Below are 17,530 nucleotides of genomic sequence, written 5' to 3' on the forward strand. Positions count from 1 at the left end.
CGATCGTGTCGACCGTGCTGCTGGTCGCCGTCTCGGCCCAGGTCGCGGGAGTGATCGCCGCACGGCACGCGCTGCGTGTCCGCCCCTCCGAGGCGCTCGCCGAAGCCGTCACCGAGGGACGTGTCCTGCGCCGGGGACGGATCCTCGCCGGGCTCCTCGCCTTCGGCGGCACACTGCTCGGAGCCGTGGTCCTGGCACTGTTCGACCTGCCGGAGGACACGGTCGGCTCCTACCTGAGCGGAGCGGTGGTGCTGCTGGCGGTGGCCGGCGCGGGCCTGCTGGCCCCCTGGCTGATGCGCGGCGCCACCTCCCTGCTGAGGTCGGCCGCGGGCCGCGCCCTTCGCGGCGGCCCCGGCCTGGCCGTGGCGAACACGGCCTTCTACCACCGCAGGTTCGCCGGTGCGGCCGGACCGCTGGTCCTGGGGATCACGCTGGTCGGCACCGCGGGAGCACTGCAACTGCACAACAACTGGATGTTCGGGGAGCAGGAGAGCGACCGCTTCGTCTCGGACCTCGTGGTCGTGGCCGCACCGGGCGACGGGTTCGCCGAGGAGGCCAGGGCCGCCGTCGAGGACCTTCCGGGCGTGGCGGCGGCGGTGTTCTCCTACGGGGTGCCTGTCGACGTCTCCGTGGCCGCCGCGGCTCCGCAGGAGACGGGCGCGATGGTGGTGCACGGCGACGCGGCCGCGGCCGTCGACCTGGACCTGGTCGACGGGGCCTTCGACCCCCTTGACGCGGACGCGGTCCTGGTCACCACCTTCTTCGCCGAGAGCAACGGCCTGTCGGTCGGGGACGCGGTCTCGGTCGCCGGCCCCGCCGCCGAACGGGTGTTCCGCGTCTCGGGGATCTACGGGGGCCACGGGTTCCTGAACCGTCCGCTGACGCTGGGGGCCGCCGCGGCGCAGACGGTCGGCGCGGACCGCGGACTGCCCGACGGCATCTTCCTCACGATCGAGGACTCGGCGTCCCCGCAGGCCGTGCGGCAGGAGCTGCGGGCCCGCTTCCCCTCGGGGTTCGAGCAGGCCCCGTTCCAGCTCCACGACCGCGACGACATCCGCCGGGTCGCCACCGAGCAGTGGGCCGAGCAGAACCGCGCCGGCACCACCGCCGTCGTCCTCATCGGGGTCTTCCTGGTGCTGGGGGCGGCCAACTCCGTCAGCGTCGCCCAGTTCGACCGGAGGAACGAGTTCCGCGGCATGCGCCTGCTGGGGTTCACCTGGCGGCAGATCCACCGCACCGTGACGGCCGAGACCGTCCTCACCGTCACGCTGGCGTTCGGTGTGGCGGTGCTCGTGGTCCTGTGGATCGCCGTCCTGACGGCGCTGCGGTCCGGGGCGGCCGCCCTGTCCCTGCTCCCGCAGCTCCTCCCGGTCGCTTCGGTGGCCGCGCTCGGCGGGGTGGCGCTGCTGCTCTCCACGGTGGGGACGCTGGGCACGGTGCGCGGCATCCGGAGGGGCCGGTGAGCGCGGGGCCGCTTCTCCACGCAACCGGCGCGGCGGAACGCACACGCCACGGGCACGGGTCCCGCCGGTGCGCGGCGGGACGACAGAGAGGCAGGACGAGATGGCACGGCGGAACGGAACCACGGCCGGGGCGGCGGTGCGCCTGGAGTCGCTGTGGAAGGTGTACGGCACAGGCCAGGCCGAGGTGGTGGCGCTGCGGGACGTCACGGTCGACTTCCCCGCCTCCTCCTTCACCGCGGTCATGGGCCCCTCCGGGTCGGGCAAGACCACGCTCCTGCCGTGCGCGGCCGGACTGGCCGAACCCACCAGGGGCTCGGTCAGGCTCGGCGGCACCGACATCGCGGGCCTGCAGGAGAAGGAACTGGCGCTGGTACGGCGGCAGCGGATGGGCTTCGTCTTCCAGTCGTTCAACCTGCTTCCGGCACTGACCGGCCGGGAGAACACGGTGCTGCCGCTGCAGCTGGCCGGCCGCGGCGTGGACCGGGACTGGCTGGAGCTGATCCTGGAGCGGACCGGGATGCGCGAGCACATCGACCGCTATCCGCACGAACTGTCCGGGGGCCAGCAGCAGCGGGTGGCGGTCTGCCGGGCACTGCTGGCCCGTCCCGAGGTGATCTTCGCGGACGAGCCGACCGGGGCGCTGGACAGCCGCACCGGGGAGGAGATCCTCGCGCTGCTGCGGGCCTCGGTGGACGAACTCGACCAGACGGTGGTCATGGTGACCCACGAGCCGGCGGCCGCGGCCTGCGCCGACCGGGTGCTGTTCCTGCGTGACGGCCGCATCGCCGGCACCCTGGAGCAGCCGACCGCCGCATCGCTCAGGGCCCACCTGGACGCGCTGGAACGCGCCCGGTGACCACGCCGCGGGCTCCCGGCCACCGGGCGGCCCGGAAAGCGGGCGGTGCAGAAGCCCGTGCAGGCGCCCGCGACCGCCAGGATGCCCGCCCCCACGGGGCCCCGACCGGCCCCGCACCGGCTCGCTCGGCCCCGTCCCCGGTTTAGGGGAGGAGCGGGAGCGTTCGAGGAGCCCCCGTGCGGTCCGCACCGGCCGGCGGTGGGTGGGGGAGCCGGTCAGCGATCCCCCGTGCTGCACCGAGCCCGCCTCCTCCCCCGAGGCGGGCCGGACGGCGAAGGCGCCGTTGCGCTCCACCGGCTCCACGTGCCGCCACGGGGCCGTGCTGTGGAAGAAGCCGTCGACGACCACGACGCCCCGCTCGTCGAGTCGGACCCGGGAGTACCACCCCGGCGGCCAGAGAGCGGCCGGGAGTCCGCCGAACGTCCCGGAGCCGAGGAACACCTGCCCCGGAGACCGGGCCTCTGTTCCCATCGCGGTCCCGGGAAGAAGCGTGAACAGGGGCGAGAACCACGCCACGGCCTGGCAGACAGGCCTCCGTACGACCACTGCCGCCCCTTCCCGCGCACACGAGAGGGTCCGTTCCCGACGGGCTTCCCCGGGCCGGGGGACAGCCGTACCGGCCCGGGGCCTCCGCGGTTCCCCGAACCCCGCCGCGGCCCCGACCGCCGCGGCCCCCGCGGTGGACGGTCGCACCGCCCCTCCGGCTCGGCAGCGCGACGGCTACCGGCCGCCTCCGCCCGTCTCGGCCACCCGGGCGGCGAAGACCTCGACCGCGTCGAAGCGCACGGAGCGGAGCACGTCGAAGGAGTGCTGCGCCCCCGGCAGCTCCGCGTGGCAGACCGGGGCAGCCGAGACCTGCCGCAGCGCCGAGACGAAGCGGCGGGCGTCCGCCGCGGGCACCAGCGTGTCGTGGTCGCCGTGGACCACGAGGAACGGCGGCGCGCCGGCGTGGACCCGCGCCGTCGGCGAGGTCTCGGCCTCGCTCATCCCGTAGTAGGCGCCGAAGTAGCCGTACAGGCACACGGCGGCGGCCACCGGGGGGCCGGTGTCCGCGGCAGCGGACCGGTGGGCGGGGCTTCTTGGCGGTGAGGGCGAGCAGCGCGGCCGGGTGGGCGCCCGCGGAGCTGCCCGCCACCACCACCGTGTCCCCGTCCGCGCCGTGGACCGCACCGTGTTCGCGCACCCAGGCGACCACCTGCCTGGCGTCGGCCAGGTGCTCGGCGAGGCCCGCCCCGGGACGCAGCCGGTCGTTCGCGCTGACGCACACCCACCCCCGCGCGGCGAACCGGTGGAGCAGGGCACGCGCCTCACGGTCCTTGCCTCCGCCGGTGTACCCGCCGCCGTGCAGGTACACCAGCGCGGGGCGGCCCCCGGGCCGGGAGCGGTGCCGGTAGACGTCGAGCAGGTGGCGTCTGCCCGCGTCCCCGTAGGGGATGTCCGCGATCCGTTCGACTCCGCGGGGCCGCACCGGCAGCGGCACGAGCAGGGTCCGCAGGAGGTCGCGCCGCCGGGGCGCGGGGGTGCGCACGGGCGCGCCGAACCCTTCGGCCAGGGCCCGGTCCAGGACGGGCCTGGCGCGCAGGCCCCGCCGTGCCAGGAGCACGAGTCCCACCGAGGTCGCGGCGGCCAGGGCGACGGCCGCCCAGGCGGCGGGTGAGGCGACGTCGCCCTGGGCGAAGACCAGCGCGGTCGCGGCCGACAGCCAGACCAGCGCGAGGAACGGCTGCTCGTTGAGCAGCAGCCCCGACCAGAAGGCGACGACGGCGAGCACGCGGGGCCGGGACGGCGCGGCCAGGGCGAACCCCGTGCACCACGCGACGAGTGCCACGGTGGCCAGGTAGCCGACGGGCACGCTCACCCGCGCGTCCCGGCTGAAGGGGCCAGGCCGGCCACGAGCACCACGGCGACCACCAGGTGCAGCGCCACCAGCACCGCCAGGGCCGCGGTGCTGGTGGCGCCCAGCGGTCCGAGCAGCGACACCGCGCCCACCGCGACGGCGATCCCCGTCCAGACCCGCCGCGGCCGCCGCAGGAACCGTTCCAACAGCGCGAGCAGCGCCCAGGCCGCCGACGCGGCGGCCAGGCTCGCGACGGCCACCGCACCCGCCCCCACCTGCTGGACCGTCGCGCCGGTGCGGACGGACAGGTCGACCCCGGCCACCACGACCGCCAGCCACCACACCACCAGCGCGGCGGCCGTCGCGGCGACCACCGTCACCCCCCGCCGCACGGCCGTGCCGCCCGTCGCACGCCGCGGTCCCGTGTTCTGCGTCGACATGGGTCCTGCTCCCCTCATCGGAGCCGGACGGACGGTCCGCCCGGCTCCCCCAGCGTCGCCGCGCCGGTGTAAAACCCGCATCGGTCGCGCGGCCAGGCCGCCCCCGACTTTGGTCGGGGGCGGCCCCTCCCCCGGTGGGAGGCGGCGCCGACCGCGCGGGGCTTACCCTTTCCGGGTGACCGACCTGTTCCCCGACGGATCGGGGCCCGTACAGCGACGCGTCCCCCTTCCCGGCGCGCTCGGCGCGGCCGCCGGGGTGGCCGCGCTGGCGGCGCTGGCGGCCTGGGCGCGCCACGCCACCGCTCCCGCCGAGGGCCTGCTGCCGCTCGACCTGGCGCTGGCGGTGCTGGGCGGTCTGGCCGTGCCGCTGCTGCTGCGGTACCCGCTGGCGGGCACGCTCGGGCTCACCGCGGCGGCGACCCTGTCGGTGTCCCTCACCCCGGCGGCTTCGCTGGGCGTGCTCCTGGTCGCGCAGCGGCGCGGTCTGCCGGTCGCGGCCGCGGTGGCCGCGGCGGGCGTCGCGGCGCACGCCGCGCAGGGGGTGTGGCGACCGCACGAGGACGTCTCCCTGGGCTGGTGGCTGGCGCTGGTGGCGGTGGGCTACGGCGCGCTGGTCGGCTGGGGGGTGCTGCTGCGGACCCACCGCGCGCTGGCCTGGGTGCTGCGGGAGCGGGCCCGCCGCGCCGAGGCCGAGCAGGGGCGGCGGGTGGCCGAGGCGCGGATGCTGGAACGCACCCGCCTGGCCCGCGAGATGCACGACGTGCTGGCGCACCGGCTGTCCCTGCTCGCCACCTACGCGGGTGCGCTGGAGTACCGCCCCGACTCGGCGCCGGAGAAGCTGGCGCACGCCGCGGGGGTGGTGCGCGCCGGCGCCCACCAGGCGCTGGAGGAGCTCCGTGAGGTCATCGGCCTGCTGCGGGACTCCGACGGCGCGGCGGGGCCGGCCCCGGTCTGGGCCGATCTGGCCGGGTTGGTCGAGGAGTCCCGCGCCGCCGGGGCGCAGGTGGTGCTCAGCGACAGGACGGTCGAGCCGGAGACGCTGCCCGCCTCGGTGGTCCGCACCGCCTACCGTGTGCTGCAGGAGGGGCTGACCAACGCCCGCAAGCACGCTCCCGGCCAGCCGGTGCGGCTGGTGCTGGAGGGGCGGCCCGGGCAGCACCTGGTGCTGGAGGTGCGCAATCGGCTCGTCGCCGGGGACGTGCCGCAGTCCGTCCCCGGCAGCGGCACCGGCCTGGTCGGCCTGACCGAACGGGTGCGCCTGTGCGGCGGACAGCTGGACCACGGGGCCTTCTCGGGGGAGTTCCGGTTGTGCGCCCGGCTAGCATGGCCTGCGTGAGCCGTCCGCTGCGGGTGCTGATCGTCGACGACGACGCGCTGGTGCGCGCGGGACTGGCGATGATGCTCGACGGCGCCGAGGGCATCGCCGTGGTGGGCGAGGCCGCCGACGGCGAGGAGGCGGTCGCGCTCGCCGGCACCCGCTTCCCCGACGTGGTGCTCATGGACCTGCGGATGCCGGGGGTGGACGGCGTCGCCGCCACCCGCAGGCTGCGCGGCACTCCCCGTCCGCCCGAGGTCGTCGTGCTGACCACCTTCGACTCCGACGACGACATCCTGCGCGCGCTGCGCGCCGGGGCCAGCGGCTACCTGCTCAAGGACACCCCGCCGCCACGGATCGCGGAGGCCGTCCGCCGGGCCGCCGACGGGGAGCCGGTGCTGTCTCCCCGGGTCGCCCGCCGCCTCATGGACCGGGTGGCCGTGCACGCCGAGTCCCGTCGGCGGGCGCGGGCCGCGCTGGCCGCCCTCAGCCCCCGCGAGTACGAGGTGGCGCTGGCGGTGGCCCGGGGCCGCAGCAACGCCGAGATCGCCGCGGAACTGCTGTTGAGCGTGGCCACGGTCAAGGCCCACGTCTCGACCGTTCTGGCCAAACTCGCCCTGGACAACCGCACCCAGCTGGCCCTGCTCGCCCACGACGCCGGACTGGAGTGAACGGGGCGCACCCCCGGAGCCCGGGTGTACGCCTCATCCCCGGGTCGCGGCGATCCGGGCGACGGCCTCCGGCAGGCGGGGGTCGGCGGCCGACCAGATCCCGTCGGGCCCGCTGAGCACCCCCGCCTCCCGCAGCCGTGACCGGACCTGTTCGGGGGCGTGCGGGAAGGCCACGGCCGCCACACGGCCCGAGCGGTCGGGCGCGTGGGCGAGCACGTTGCCGACGGCCTGCTCGCAGTCGGGGCCGAGCAGCAGGACCAGTGCCGCGGCGTCGCGCAGCGCCTCGCGCCACAGCGCCGCGTTGTCCACGTCGCGGGGGCTGCCCATCAGGCACAGCGGGACGGGCCAGTCGGGGCGGCGCACGGCCCGGCTGACGGTGAGCTCCACGGTGACGGGCGTGTACGGGTCGACCGGGTAGTCCATGCACAGCAGAGCGCCCCGGTCCCCGGTGAGCGCGGCGACGAAGGCGCGTTCCTGTTCCAGGGTGGCCGCGACGACCACGACCTTGCGGGCTCCGCTGCGGTCGTGGTCGAGGTCGATCCCGACCATCCCGGCCTCGGCCAGGTCCTGGCAGACCTTGGCGACCAGGCCGAGCGGCAGGCCGGTCTCGGCCGCGAGCTCGGCCAGCACCGCGGGGCCCCGGTGCAGTCTGGCGACGATCGCGGGGGTGGCGGGGCTGGGACACAGGGAGTGCGCGTGGGTGACCGCGTGGCCGACGGCGTCGGTGGTCTCGGTCAGGCGCAGGGTCTCGGTGTGTCTGAGGGGGCGCTGCGACCAGCGGGAGGGAAGGCCCAGGAGAGGGCGGAGGCTGCTGGTGGGGACGGTCACGGGGTTCCTCCGGGAGGGGGCGAGCCGTCCATAGTGTCGCCGCAACGGACGGCGGGATCAACCCGGGAGTGCCCAGGTCGGGCTGCGCCGGTTCGGATGCGCCCCTCCGAGGAATCTGAAATCATCCGAAGTATCCTCAAACCCCTGAGGCACAGGGGTTCCACAACCGTCCTGTGTTATGGAGACCACGCACATGCCCCCCTTGTCACCCCGGGTGTTGATCGTCGGGGCCGGACAGTCCGGTCTTTTCCTCGGACACCGCCTGCTCGACCTGGGCTTCCGGGTCGAACTGATCACCAACCAGACCTCCCTGGAGATCCGGGAGAGCCCGGCTTCGGTCACCCAGTTCGCCGCACCGTCCACGCGGGCCCTGGAGGAGCAGGCCGGACTGGACCTGTGGCGTGAGCAGGCGCCGCGGTTCGAACGGGTCCACCTGTCGATGATCCCCCCGCAGGGGGATGCCTTCCGCTTCTCCGGGCGCCTGGGCGCCTCCGCCATCGGTGAGCGGATCGGCGGGCACGCGGTCAGCGTGGACCGCCGCGTCAAGATGGCCGACTGGTTGGAGTACCTGGAGGACAAGGGCGCCAAGGTCCACATCCAGACCGCCACCCTGGCCGACCTGAAGTACTACGTCAGGATGTACGACCTGGTGGTGGTGGCCGTGGGCGCCGGCCAGCTCGGCGACCTGTTCCAGATCGACCAGAGCCGCTTCTCCGGCGCGCACGAGCGGGTGATGGTCCAGGCGATTCTCGACGGGGTGGCCTGGGAGGGCGAGCGGCAGCTCGACGTCTACACCTCCCCCCACGGGGAGGTGTTCCTGACCCCGTTCCTGACCTCCCAGGGGGAGGCCACCAGCGTGACCATGCTCAGCACTCCGGGGGGCGGACTGGACGCCGAGGGCATGGCTGGACGCCATCCCGGACCGCTGCTGGCGGGCATGCAGACCCTGCTGCGCGAGCACCTGCCCGAGGTCTACGAGCGCATCGCGCACCTGGGGATCGACGACCTGGTGGGCGGCCCCAAGGACATCACGTACTCGAAGTTCACCCCGATGGTGCGCAAGCCGGTCGCCTTCCTCGACGGCGTCCCCATGCTGGGCATGGCCGACGTGGTCGTCACCTCCGACCCGATCGCCGGGCAGGGGTGGGCGAACTCGACCTTCTGCGCCCAGATCTACGCGGACGCGATCGCCGAGCACGCCCACTCGGGACAGCCGTTCGACGCGGAGTTCATGGAGAGCGCGTTCGAGCGGTTCTACCAGGAGCGGGGACGCCACAGCGCGGTCCTGGCCGAGATGGTGCACAACTTCTGGCGGGGGACGCTGCCGCCCCACTTCGGTGCCCTGGTCGAGGCGGTCCTGCGCTACCCGGAGGTCGCCGACCGGTGGATCAGCGGCTTCAACGACCCGGCCGACTACGAGCGGTGGATGTTCGACCCGCAGGCCGCACAGGACTACATCGCCGAGGTCGCCGCCCGGGCCGGAAGCTGAGCGGGGCCGTTCCGTCGGGGCCCTCGGTACCGGCCCGAACCGGAGCGGCCCCGTTTCCCCGCGAATAAACCATGAGAAAAGTCAAATTTGTTTCTTATGGTGCAAATGCCGACCATTGGTAAAGTTTCGGGCATGGCTTATGTGAAAACCGGATGCGGATCCTCATGGAAGTCGCATCCGGTTTTTCGTGCGTGCCGGCGCCCTCCCCGGCAGGACGCGCTCCCTGGCCACCCTCTCACCTCGTCCCCATCGAGCCCAACTCGACAATTTTTCCCCCATCTGGAAGAGGTTGTGTCGTGACCGAAAACAGGGCGAACAGCAAGCTGTACAGCCACTGGTGGATGAGCAAGGGCTACACCCTCGGTGTGATCTGGTTCAGCCACGCCTGCGTGTGGCAGGTGCCCAACAGCATCCTGCACCGCAACCACCGCGACAACGTCGGCCAGAACCACCTGACCGTCGGTCCCGGCAACGGCTACTTCCTGGGCAAACTCCCCAAGGACACCCCGCTGCGCACCCTGCACCTGCTCGACCTCAACCCGGCCTGCCTGGAGATCACCCGCAAGCGTCTCGGCAACCGGTTCGACGTCCGCACCGCCGAGCAGGACGCCCTCAAGCCGTGGCCGGTGGAGCCGGACAGCCTCGACTCGGTCGACTCCCACATGATGCTGCACACCGTGCGCGGCAAGGACATGTGGGACAAGGAGCCGCTGATGGCCGAGGCGGCCCGCGCCCTCAAGCCCGGCGGCCGCTTCTTCGGCTGCACCGTCCTCGGCAAGGGCGAGGAGCTGCGCATCAACCCGCTGGCGCGCAGGTTCCTCGACCTCTACAACAGCCAGGAGAACACCTTCTGCAACCTCGACGACACCCCCGAGGACCTGCGGAAGGTCCTGGAGAAGCACTTCTCCGCGGTCGACTTCCGGGTGGTCGGCGCCGTGGGCGTGTGGGTGGCGACCAAGTAGACATCGGGGCGGCCGGGCTCTCCGCTCCACCGGCCGCCCCCGCCCGCACACCGCGGCCCCCGCCGCCTCTCTTCGGCACATCCCCCAACCAGCAACCACACGTCACTTCTGTCCAGGTCTCTGTTCAACCGTTCTCGTGACGAGGTTTTGTCGTGCCCGAAAACAGTCAGTCCCCCCGTCCGTCAGGACCGCTCATCGCGATCACCGGCATCGGCTGCCGACTGCCCGGGGGCGTCGACTCCCCCACCGCCCTGTGGGACGCCATGGTCAGGGGCGAATCCCTCCTCTCCCCGGTCCGGGGCGAACGCTGGGAGCAGATGTCCTCGCAACTGCACCCCGAACAGCGTCCGGAGCAGCCGTGGACCATCGGGGTGATCGACGACATCGAGGCGTTCGACCACCAGGCGTTCTCCATCCCCGCCCACGAGGCCGCACAACTCGACCCGCAGCAGCGCATGGTGCTGGAGGTCGTCGTCGAGGCGCTGAACGACGCGGGCCTTCCCCCCTCCTCACTGGCCGGGAGCCGCACCGGGGTGTGGACGGGATCGGCCTGCTTCGACCAGGGCCTGATGACCATGCAGCCGGGACGGCTCCAGCGGATGACGACCATGGCCGGAGCGGCCATGGCGATGCTGGCCAACCGCGTCTCCTACCACCTCAACCTGCGCGGGCCGTCCATGAACGTCGACACCGCCTGTTCCGCCTCGGGCACCGCCCTGCACCTGGCCCGCCAGTCCCTGCTCCTGGGAGAGGTCGACACCGCCATCGTCATCGGCGTCAACCTCATGCAGTTCTCCGGCATCACCGCGGGCTTCGTCGACGGCGGGGTGATCGCCACCGACGGGATGTGCCGCCCCTTCGACGAGGACGGCAAGGGGTACGTGCGCGCCGAGGCGACCGCGGCCCTCGTGCTGCGCCGCCTGGACGCCGCACAGGAGTCCCGCGACCGCGTCTACGCGCTCGTCCGCGGCTCGGCCGCCAACTGCGACGGCTACTCGCCCGCCGGCCTGTACGCCCCCAACCCGTCGGTGCACCTGGAACTGCTGAAGCAGGCCTACGACAGCGCGGGCATGGACCCCGCCCACGTCGACTACGTGCAGTGCCACGGCACCGGCACCAAGGCCGGGGACTCCTCCGAGGGCCGCGCCCTGGCCCGCGTCCTGGCCCCGGGCCGCGAGGGGCCGCTGGTCATCGGCTCGGTCAAGTCCCTGATCGGCCACACCGAGGGAGCCTCCGGCGTGGTCGGGGTGATCGCGGCCGCGCTGTCGCTGTACCACGCCACCATCCCGCCCACAGCGTGCCACGAGACGATCCGCTCCACCCTCAAACGGCTCCCCCTTCGGGTGCCCACCGCCCCGGAGCCGTGGCCGCAGACCGGGCGGCCGCGTACCGCGGGCGTGAGCGCCTTCGGCCTGGGCGGCTCCAACGTCCACATCGTCCTGGAACAGGCCCCCGAACCCGTAGCCGAGGACGCGGACGACACGGCCGCGCGCCCCCGCCTCATCCCCGTCAGCGCGCTGTCGGAGCCCCGGCTGCGCGACCTCGCCGCGGCCTGGGCCCCGGTCCTGGCCGACAGCACCGACCTGGGCCGGGCGGCCTCCACCGCGCAGCACCGCCGCGACCACCACCCCGTGCGCGCCGCCGTCGTCGCCGAGAGCCCGCAGCAGGCCGCCGCGGCCCTGACCGCCCTGGGCGAGGGCCGCTCCCACCCCGCCCTGGTCGGCCCGGCCGGCGCACCGTCCCAACCGGGACGGCTGGTGTGGATGTTCGCCGGCCAGGGTTCCCAGCACGCCGACATGGCCCGCGCCTGCCACGCCGAACTGCCGGTGTTCCGCGAGGCGCTGGAGGAGGCCCGCGCGGCCCTGGCCGCGCACCTGGGACGGCAGCCGTGGCGTCCGGGCGAGCCGATCCCCGACTTCGAGACCGCCCAGCACGCCATCTGGCTCACCCAGGTCGCCCAGGCCGCGACCTGGCGGCACTGGGGCTACGTGCCCGACGCGGTGATCGGCCACTCCCTGGGCGAGGTCGCCGCCGCGCACGCCGCCGGAGCCCTCAGCCTGGACGACGCCGCCCGGGTGGTGGCCGCGCGCAGCGCCCTGCTCGCCGAACTCGAACCGGTCGGCGGCCTGCTGGTCACCGACCTGACCGCCGAGCGCGCCGAGGAGGTCATCGCCGCGCACGGCCGGGTCGGCACACTGGTGGCGGCGGCCTACAACGCCCCCGACACCACCGTCCTCAGCGGTCCCGAAGAACCCTTGGAGGAGCTGCGCGCCGCCCTGGACGCCCAGGGCGTGTTCACCCGCCGGGTGCCCAACGACGTGCCCGCCCACTCCCCCAGCGTGGCACCGCTCACCGCGCGCCTGGCCGCCGCCCTGGACGGCATCGCCCCCCGCGGCAGCGACGTCGTCTTCCACTCCACCGCCGAGGCCGCCGTCGTCGACGGCGCGGCGCTGGACGCCGCCTACTGGGCGCGGCAGCTGCGCTCCCCCGTCCGCTTCACCGACGCCCTCGCCCAGGCGGTGGACGACGGCGCGACAGTGCTGGAGCTGGGCGGACGCTCCACCCTGGGCCGTGGTGCCACCGCCACCCTGGCCGAGCGCGGCACGGATGCGGCCGTGGTGTCCGCGGGCGACGCCGACCGCGGTGACCACGCCGCGCTGCTGGACCAGCTCGCCGCCCTGCACACCCGCGGCCACTCCCCCGCCCGCTGGCCTGAACCGGTGCGCTCCCCGGTGCGGCTGCCCGTGCGCTGGGACCACGGCCAGCTGTCCGACACCGCCGCGGCCGCGCCCACCCTGGCCGAGGCCCTCACCGTGTCCGAGCCCGACCCGGCCACGGTCCTCGAGGCCCTCGTGCACCTGGTCGCCGACACCCTGGGCATCACCCCCGAGGAGGTGGACGTGGACCGCTCCCCCATCGACTTGGGCCTGTCCTCGGTCGCGATGATCGGCCTGCGCGACCTCTTCCACGAAGCGCATCCGGCTCTGTCCACCTTCGGCGTGCGTCTGCTGTTCGACCCCACCGTCACCCTCACCCAACTCTCCGAGGCCATCCTCGACCACTGCCACGGCGTGCCCGTGGGCTGACGCCACGCACTCCCCGCCCTCTCCCTTGAGGCAGGCACCCGGGCGTGCTCTCGGCACTGGGCCGCGAGCACGCCCGGGACGCGGACACGGGAGTTGCGCCACCGCAGGGAGGCTCACAGCCCGGGCTGCACCAAGCGGTCGGGACGGTGGGCGTCGGAGCCAGAGACCGAAGAACTGTTCGGCTCGTTGTCAGGTTCGACTTCGACCAACGAGACCGTGAGAGCCGAAGTCCCACCTCCGAACTTGCGACCGGCCCTGCTTCCCGCTCGCAGGACCGCGCTCGGGCACGTTTCCTCTCACATCCCGCTGTCCCGGTAGCGCAGAACGTAGCGAGCGAACCACCACGAGTGGGACACCTCCGCGAAACTGGCCTAGAGTGGTGCCAGAGAGAAGACTGCCCGCAACACAGGTAACGCGCAGATAACGCCTCGCAAAGTCGCAGGTCAGCTTCTCCGAGCCCCACGCACGTGGGGATGGACCGCCCGCCCCGTGGCGGGGGGTGCGCATCACACACCGAGCCCCACGCACGTGGGGATGGACCGCCGTGCGTGATCGTCGCGACCAACCGCAGGTTCCGAGCCCCACGCACGTGGGGATGGACCGGCAGCCTTCGGGTTCGAGGGCGGCAACTCGCGCCGAGCCCCACGCACGTGGGGATGGACCGTGTTGCATATGCCGCTGACTCTGCCCACCCGTCCGAGCCCCACGCACGTGGGGATGGACCGAGCGTGCTCGCCGTCGACATCCTCCGCACCGTCCCGAGCCCCACGCACGTGGGGATGGACCGGCGTCCGATGTGGACGCGGTGTGGATGCTGGTCCGAGCCCCACGCACGTGGGGATGGACCGCGGTACGCCGACGTCTGGCCGGAGCCGGTGGACCGAGCCCCACGCACGTGGGGATGGACCGTACGTCACCATTCCCCGATCGGAGATTTTGCACCGAGCCCCACGCACGTGGGGATGGACCGCAGCCGCACACGGGGGCAACTGTCACTCTGGACCGAGCCCCACGCACGTGGGGATGGACCGCCACGGCCGCAGGTAGGGGCGGAACACTCCGCCCGAGCCCCACGCACGTGGGGATGGACCGACATGGATGAGGTCGGGCACGCGTATGTGCGTACCGAGCCCCACGCACGTGGGGATGGACCGCGCTAGGTGACGCTTCTGCCGCTTACGGTGTTCCGAGCCCCACGCACGTGGGGATGGACCGCCGCGGTTGCAAGCAAGCCCCGGACCCCTGGCCCGAGCCCCACGCACGTGGGGATGGACCGCTGTAGCCGAGATCCGCCCAGCCCCGGGCTGGCCGAGCCCCACGCACGTGGGGATGGACCGTCCAGGACACCGAGGTCAGCGAACGCGATGAACCGAGCCCCACGCACGTGGGGATGGACCGCCCCCCGCCCCCGCGGGGGGGTGCGCATCCCGAGCCCCACGCACGTGGGGATGGACCGTCGAGGTGGACAAGATCGGCCCCGCGCTGCGCCCGAGCCCCACGCACGTGGGGATGGACCGACACACACATCCGTCAACACAACCGCCTCACACCGAGCCCCACGCACGTGGGGATGGACCGCCCTGCCAGACCTCCCCCATTCCGCCCCGGCCCCGAGCCCCACGCACGTGGGGATGGACCGTCGCCTCGTCGCCTCGTCGCCTCGTCGGCGCGCCGAGCCCCACGCACGTGGGGATGGACCGCCAACTTCGTCCGGATGCGGGAGCGGTGGGAGCCGAGCCCCACGCACGTGGGGATGGACCGACCACGCGCCGCCCGCCCCCTGACACCAGCATCCGAGCCCCACGCACGTGGGGATGGACCGGACTCCGCGCCGTTCGACCCGTTGATGTTGCGCCGAGCCCCACGCACGTGGGGATGGACCGATGCAGGCCAACGCCTCGCTGCTGCCGATCAGCCGAGCCCCACGCACGTGGGGATGGACCGTCAGCCTGACGGTAGTGAACTTAACCCTGTACCCGAGCCCCACGCACGTGGGGATGGACCGGTTCCTCTTTCCGCTGTCCACATAGTGGACGACCGAGCCCCACGCACGTGGGGATGGACCGATTACCCAGGAGATGGGGAGGATTCCCCGAACCCGAGCCCCACGCACGTGGGGATGGACCGTCGCCTCGTCGCCTCGTCGGCGCGTCAGCGCACCGAGCCCCACGCACGTGGGGATGGACCGATCTCATCGAACCCACGCACGTTGCCGGAGGCCCGAGCCCCACGCACGTGGGGATGGACCGCCTGTCGTCGACCGGCGCCCGGCGGCTGCTGGCCGAGCCCCACGCACGTGGGGATGGACCGCAGGTTGAACAGCTCGTCGACCGCGACCAGTGGCCGAGCCCCACGCACGTGGGGATGGACCGCCGTCGCGGGAGATCATCGGCTGGTCGCGCAACCGAGCCCCACGCACGTGGGGATGGACCGCCGACTGGGCCGCCACCCTCGACCAGTACGGCCCGAGCCCCACGCACGTGGGGATGGACCGTTCGACCCGGCCGCGTTCGTGGAGTCCACCGACCGAGCCCCACGCACGTGGGGATGGACCTACGGGGAAGCGCGGCAGGAAAGCGAAACCGCGCCGAGCCCCACGCACGTGGGGATGGACCGCCAAACCGGACTGGGGCGCGTTCGACGGGCTGCCGAGCCCCACGCACGTGGGGATGGACCGCGGTACGCCGACGTCTGGCCGGAGCCGGTGGACCGAGCCCCACGCACGTGGGGATGGACCGGAGGACGAGAACATCCTCCTGACGGCCGCCGCCCGAGCCCCACGCACGTGGGGATGGACCGGCGGCCAAGGAGCGGCGTCGGGAGCGCTACGCCCGAGCCCCACGCACGTGGGGATGGACCGCTGACCGAGGTCGACGAGCGCACCGATGCGGACCGAGCCCCACGCACGTGGGGATGGACCGTGCTTCTTCACGGCCTTGCCGTTGGGCGCGACCCGAGCCCCACGCACGTGGGGATGGACCGCTGACCGAGGTCGACGAGCGCACCGATGCGGACCGAGCCCCACGCACGTGGGGATGGACCGTGCTTCTTCACGGCCTTGCCGTTGGGCGCGACCCGAGCCCCACGCACGTGGGGATGGACCGTCAGCGACACGCTGCCAGATCCCCCCAGCGCCGAGCCCCACGCACGTGGGGATGGACCGTACGCCCGGCCAAGGCACATGTCACAGTCCGGCCGAGCCCCACGCACGTGGGGATGGACCGGCCGACGACGTCGAGACCCGCGACGTGGAGTGCCGAGCCCCACGCACGTGGGGATGGACCGCAGAGCCCCGGGACCGGGACGGGCCGCGGCGCCCGAGCCCCACGCACGTGGGGATGGACCGTTTTATGGGCCTCATCAGTTTTCACCCTTCCTCCGAGCCCCACGCACGTGGGGATGGACCGGGGTGCGGATCGTCTACATCCGGACCCTGGTCCCGAGCCCCACTCACGTGGAGCGAGCCGTCTACTGTGCTGACGCCGCACCTCGGACATGACAGCACCCCGGAGCTAGAAACCCCGGGGCACTCAGAATCAATGGGCGGAAGCTACAGTCGCCCTGCCTTGGCCTCCGCCAGGAACGCCGCCCACTCGCCGGGAGTGAAGTCCAGGTGCCCCAGTTCCCGGTGCTGCGTGTCGCGCACCAGCACCGCACGCGGAGTCTCCGCGACCTCGACACAGTGTCCACCACTGGGATTGCTGTGGCTGGACTTGTGCCAGCTCAGATCGTGCGTACTCATGAAAACTCCCGCTGAGCTTGTGCGATGAGCTGAAGGGAAGCCTCACGGGGGAGAGCAGCTCCCCGGAGGTCTCCATAGTGTCGAGCGTAATCGGCCACTATGACCGGATCGTCGGTGGGTGCGCCGGAATGCCGGTTCTCCGTGTACAGCACCGTTCCCTGGTTGGGCACCATGAACAGGGAAAACGCATGGTACAAGCCGGGGTGATACTCGGTCTCGAATGGGATGACCTGGATAGAGACGTTTGGGCGTTCACTCAGGTCCAAGAGATGGCCAAGCTGTTCATGCATGACCCGTTTTCCTCCCACTGGACGGATGAGCACTGACCCGTCTAACACGACCACGATGAATGGCGGACGATCAGACCTCAAGATCGTCTTCCGGTCCATGCGTGCTTGGAGCAGGTCATCGATTTCAGCCGGACTCTCGCGGGGGAGACCCATCGTGAGCAGGCACCTGGCATACGCCTCTGTCTGCAACAGGCCGGGAACAAGAAGCGGATGGTACTCCCAGATCTCTGTAGAAGCGCGTTCACGCTTAGCGGCATCCTGATACCACGTGGGCAGCGCAGAGTCGGAGGTACTGTCCCAGAGGTTGACCAGGGCGTTCCCTGTGTCGAGTTCGCGATCTACGCGCTCCAGGTGCTCCCGTTTGATCCCCCGGGCACCGCGTTCCATTGCACTGAGCATGGCAGGAGAGAGTAGAACTCTGCGGGCCAGGTCAGTTTGGGACAGACCTGCTCTTTCACGGTGAGCACGTAACTGCCTGCCAATCTTGATCCAGCGCCCTCTACTCAATTCTACTGCCCTTTCACCAGTTGGATGCCTTCAATTACTAGTAC

At 72.7% G+C, this 17,530-nt stretch carries 13 protein-coding genes, 1 pseudogene and 1 CRISPR repeat array; of the genes and pseudogenes, 8 read left to right on the plus strand and 6 right to left on the minus strand.

The annotated features are described in order from the left end of the window. Window positions 1–5: 5 nt before the first annotated feature. On the plus strand, window positions 6–1,463 hold the full coding sequence (locus tag FOF52_RS06950; RefSeq protein ID WP_248593006.1) for an ABC transporter permease: 1,458 nt from the start codon (window positions 6–8) through the stop codon (window positions 1,461–1,463). A gap of 100 nt (window positions 1,464–1,563) precedes the next feature. After that, window positions 1,564–2,319: an ABC transporter ATP-binding protein gene (locus FOF52_RS06955; RefSeq protein ID WP_248593007.1), complete on the plus strand. Its 756-nt coding sequence runs from the start codon at window positions 1,564–1,566 to the stop codon at window positions 2,317–2,319. Window positions 2,320–3,039: 720 nt separating this feature from the next. Here the strand turns inward: FOF52_RS06955 and FOF52_RS06960 are convergent. Together FOF52_RS06960 and FOF52_RS22145 are read right to left on the minus strand one after the other, a co-directional pair. After that, window positions 3,040–3,354, minus strand: a complete 315-nt coding sequence (locus FOF52_RS06960; protein WP_248593008.1) for a prolyl oligopeptidase family serine peptidase — start codon at window positions 3,352–3,354, stop codon at window positions 3,040–3,042. Between the two features lie 94 nt (window positions 3,355–3,448). Further along, window positions 3,449–3,847 (minus strand): annotated as a pseudogene (locus tag FOF52_RS22145) (alpha/beta hydrolase); the annotation flags it as partial. Between FOF52_RS22145 and FOF52_RS06965 the strand changes: the two are divergent. Next, window positions 3,753–4,160 carry a hypothetical protein gene (locus FOF52_RS06965; RefSeq protein WP_248593009.1) on the plus strand — a complete coding sequence of 136 codons (408 nt, stop codon included), beginning with the start codon at window positions 3,753–3,755 and terminating at the stop codon, window positions 4,158–4,160. The pseudogene FOF52_RS22145 and the gene FOF52_RS06965 overlap by 95 nt on opposite strands. A gap of 13 nt (window positions 4,161–4,173) precedes the next feature. On the opposite strand, the gene FOF52_RS06970 is transcribed toward FOF52_RS06965, so the two are convergent. Further along, window positions 4,174–4,596, minus strand: a complete 423-nt coding sequence (locus tag FOF52_RS06970) for a DUF6069 family protein (RefSeq protein ID WP_248593010.1) — start codon at window positions 4,594–4,596, stop codon at window positions 4,174–4,176. A gap of 175 nt (window positions 4,597–4,771) precedes the next feature. Here FOF52_RS06970 and FOF52_RS06975 point away from each other — a divergent pair, with 175 nt between their 5' ends. After that, the gene (locus tag FOF52_RS06975) at window positions 4,772–5,932 is read left to right on the plus strand and encodes a sensor histidine kinase (protein WP_248593011.1); all 1,161 of its coding nucleotides are present in this window, start codon (window positions 4,772–4,774) and stop codon (window positions 5,930–5,932) included. Beyond that, window positions 5,920–6,582: a response regulator gene (locus FOF52_RS06980; protein WP_248593770.1), complete on the plus strand. Its 663-nt coding sequence runs from the start codon at window positions 5,920–5,922 to the stop codon at window positions 6,580–6,582. Before FOF52_RS06975 ends, FOF52_RS06980 begins: the two co-directional genes overlap by 13 nt. Window positions 6,583–6,615: 33 nt before the next feature. Here FOF52_RS06980 and FOF52_RS06985 read toward each other — a convergent pair whose 3' ends face one another. Further along, complete coding sequence (locus tag FOF52_RS06985; protein WP_248593012.1) at window positions 6,616–7,410, minus strand: hypothetical protein; 795 nt, start codon at window positions 7,408–7,410, stop codon at window positions 6,616–6,618. A 193-nt stretch (window positions 7,411–7,603) separates the two neighbouring features. Between FOF52_RS06985 and FOF52_RS06990 the strand changes: the two genes are divergently transcribed. From FOF52_RS06990 to FOF52_RS07000, 3 genes are all read left to right on the plus strand, one after another. Continuing rightward, window positions 7,604–8,899 (plus strand): styrene monooxygenase/indole monooxygenase family protein, encoded by a 1,296-nt coding sequence (locus tag FOF52_RS06990; RefSeq protein WP_248593013.1) that lies wholly within the window; start codon window positions 7,604–7,606, stop codon window positions 8,897–8,899. Between the two features lie 296 nt (window positions 8,900–9,195). Further along, the gene (locus FOF52_RS06995) at window positions 9,196–9,861 is read left to right on the plus strand and encodes a class I SAM-dependent methyltransferase (RefSeq protein WP_248593014.1); all 666 of its coding nucleotides are present in this window, start codon (window positions 9,196–9,198) and stop codon (window positions 9,859–9,861) included. A 152-nt stretch (window positions 9,862–10,013) separates the two neighbouring features. After that, a complete protein-coding gene (locus FOF52_RS07000; RefSeq protein WP_248593015.1) occupies window positions 10,014–12,947 on the plus strand; it encodes a type I polyketide synthase in 2,934 nt (977 codons plus the stop codon). 452 nt (window positions 12,948–13,399) lie between these two features. Continuing rightward, a CRISPR array of direct repeats spans window positions 13,400–16,354; the repeat unit is 29 nt; unit sequence CCGAGCCCCACGCACGTGGGGATGGACCG. 143 nt (window positions 16,355–16,497) lie between these two features. On the opposite strand, the gene FOF52_RS07005 is transcribed toward FOF52_RS07000, so the two are convergent. Together FOF52_RS07005 and FOF52_RS07010 are read right to left on the minus strand one after the other, a co-directional pair. After that, window positions 16,498–16,689, minus strand: coding sequence for a DUF397 domain-containing protein (locus tag FOF52_RS07005; RefSeq protein ID WP_248593016.1), 192 nt, complete (start codon window positions 16,687–16,689; stop codon window positions 16,498–16,500). Then, window positions 16,686–17,486, minus strand: coding sequence for a helix-turn-helix domain-containing protein (locus FOF52_RS07010; RefSeq protein WP_248593017.1), 801 nt, complete (start codon window positions 17,484–17,486; stop codon window positions 16,686–16,688). The genes FOF52_RS07005 and FOF52_RS07010 overlap by 4 nt, the downstream gene beginning before the upstream one ends. Between the last annotated feature and the right edge of the window lie 44 nt (window positions 17,487–17,530).

Origin of the sequence: Thermobifida alba, assembly GCF_023208015.1 — a bacterium.
In the GTDB taxonomy this organism is placed as follows: Bacteria; Actinomycetota; Actinomycetes; order Streptosporangiales; family Streptosporangiaceae; genus Thermobifida; species Thermobifida alba.

Coding starts and splice junctions, on each gene's coding strand:
- FOF52_RS06955 (WP_248593007.1), top strand. CDS start 1,564: ATGGCACGGCGGAACGGAACCACGGCCGGGGCGGCGGTGCGCCTGGAG.
- FOF52_RS06965 (WP_248593009.1), top strand. CDS start 3,753: ATGTCCGCGATCCGTTCGACTCCGCGGGGCCGCACCGGCAGCGGCACG.
- FOF52_RS06970 (WP_248593010.1), bottom strand. CDS start 4,596: ATGTCGACGCAGAACACGGGACCGCGGCGTGCGACGGGCGGCACGGCC.
- FOF52_RS06980 (WP_248593770.1), top strand. CDS start 5,920: ATGGCCTGCGTGAGCCGTCCGCTGCGGGTGCTGATCGTCGACGACGAC.
- FOF52_RS06990 (WP_248593013.1), top strand. CDS start 7,604: ATGCCCCCCTTGTCACCCCGGGTGTTGATCGTCGGGGCCGGACAGTCC.
- FOF52_RS07005 (WP_248593016.1), bottom strand. CDS start 16,689: ATGAGTACGCACGATCTGAGCTGGCACAAGTCCAGCCACAGCAATCCC.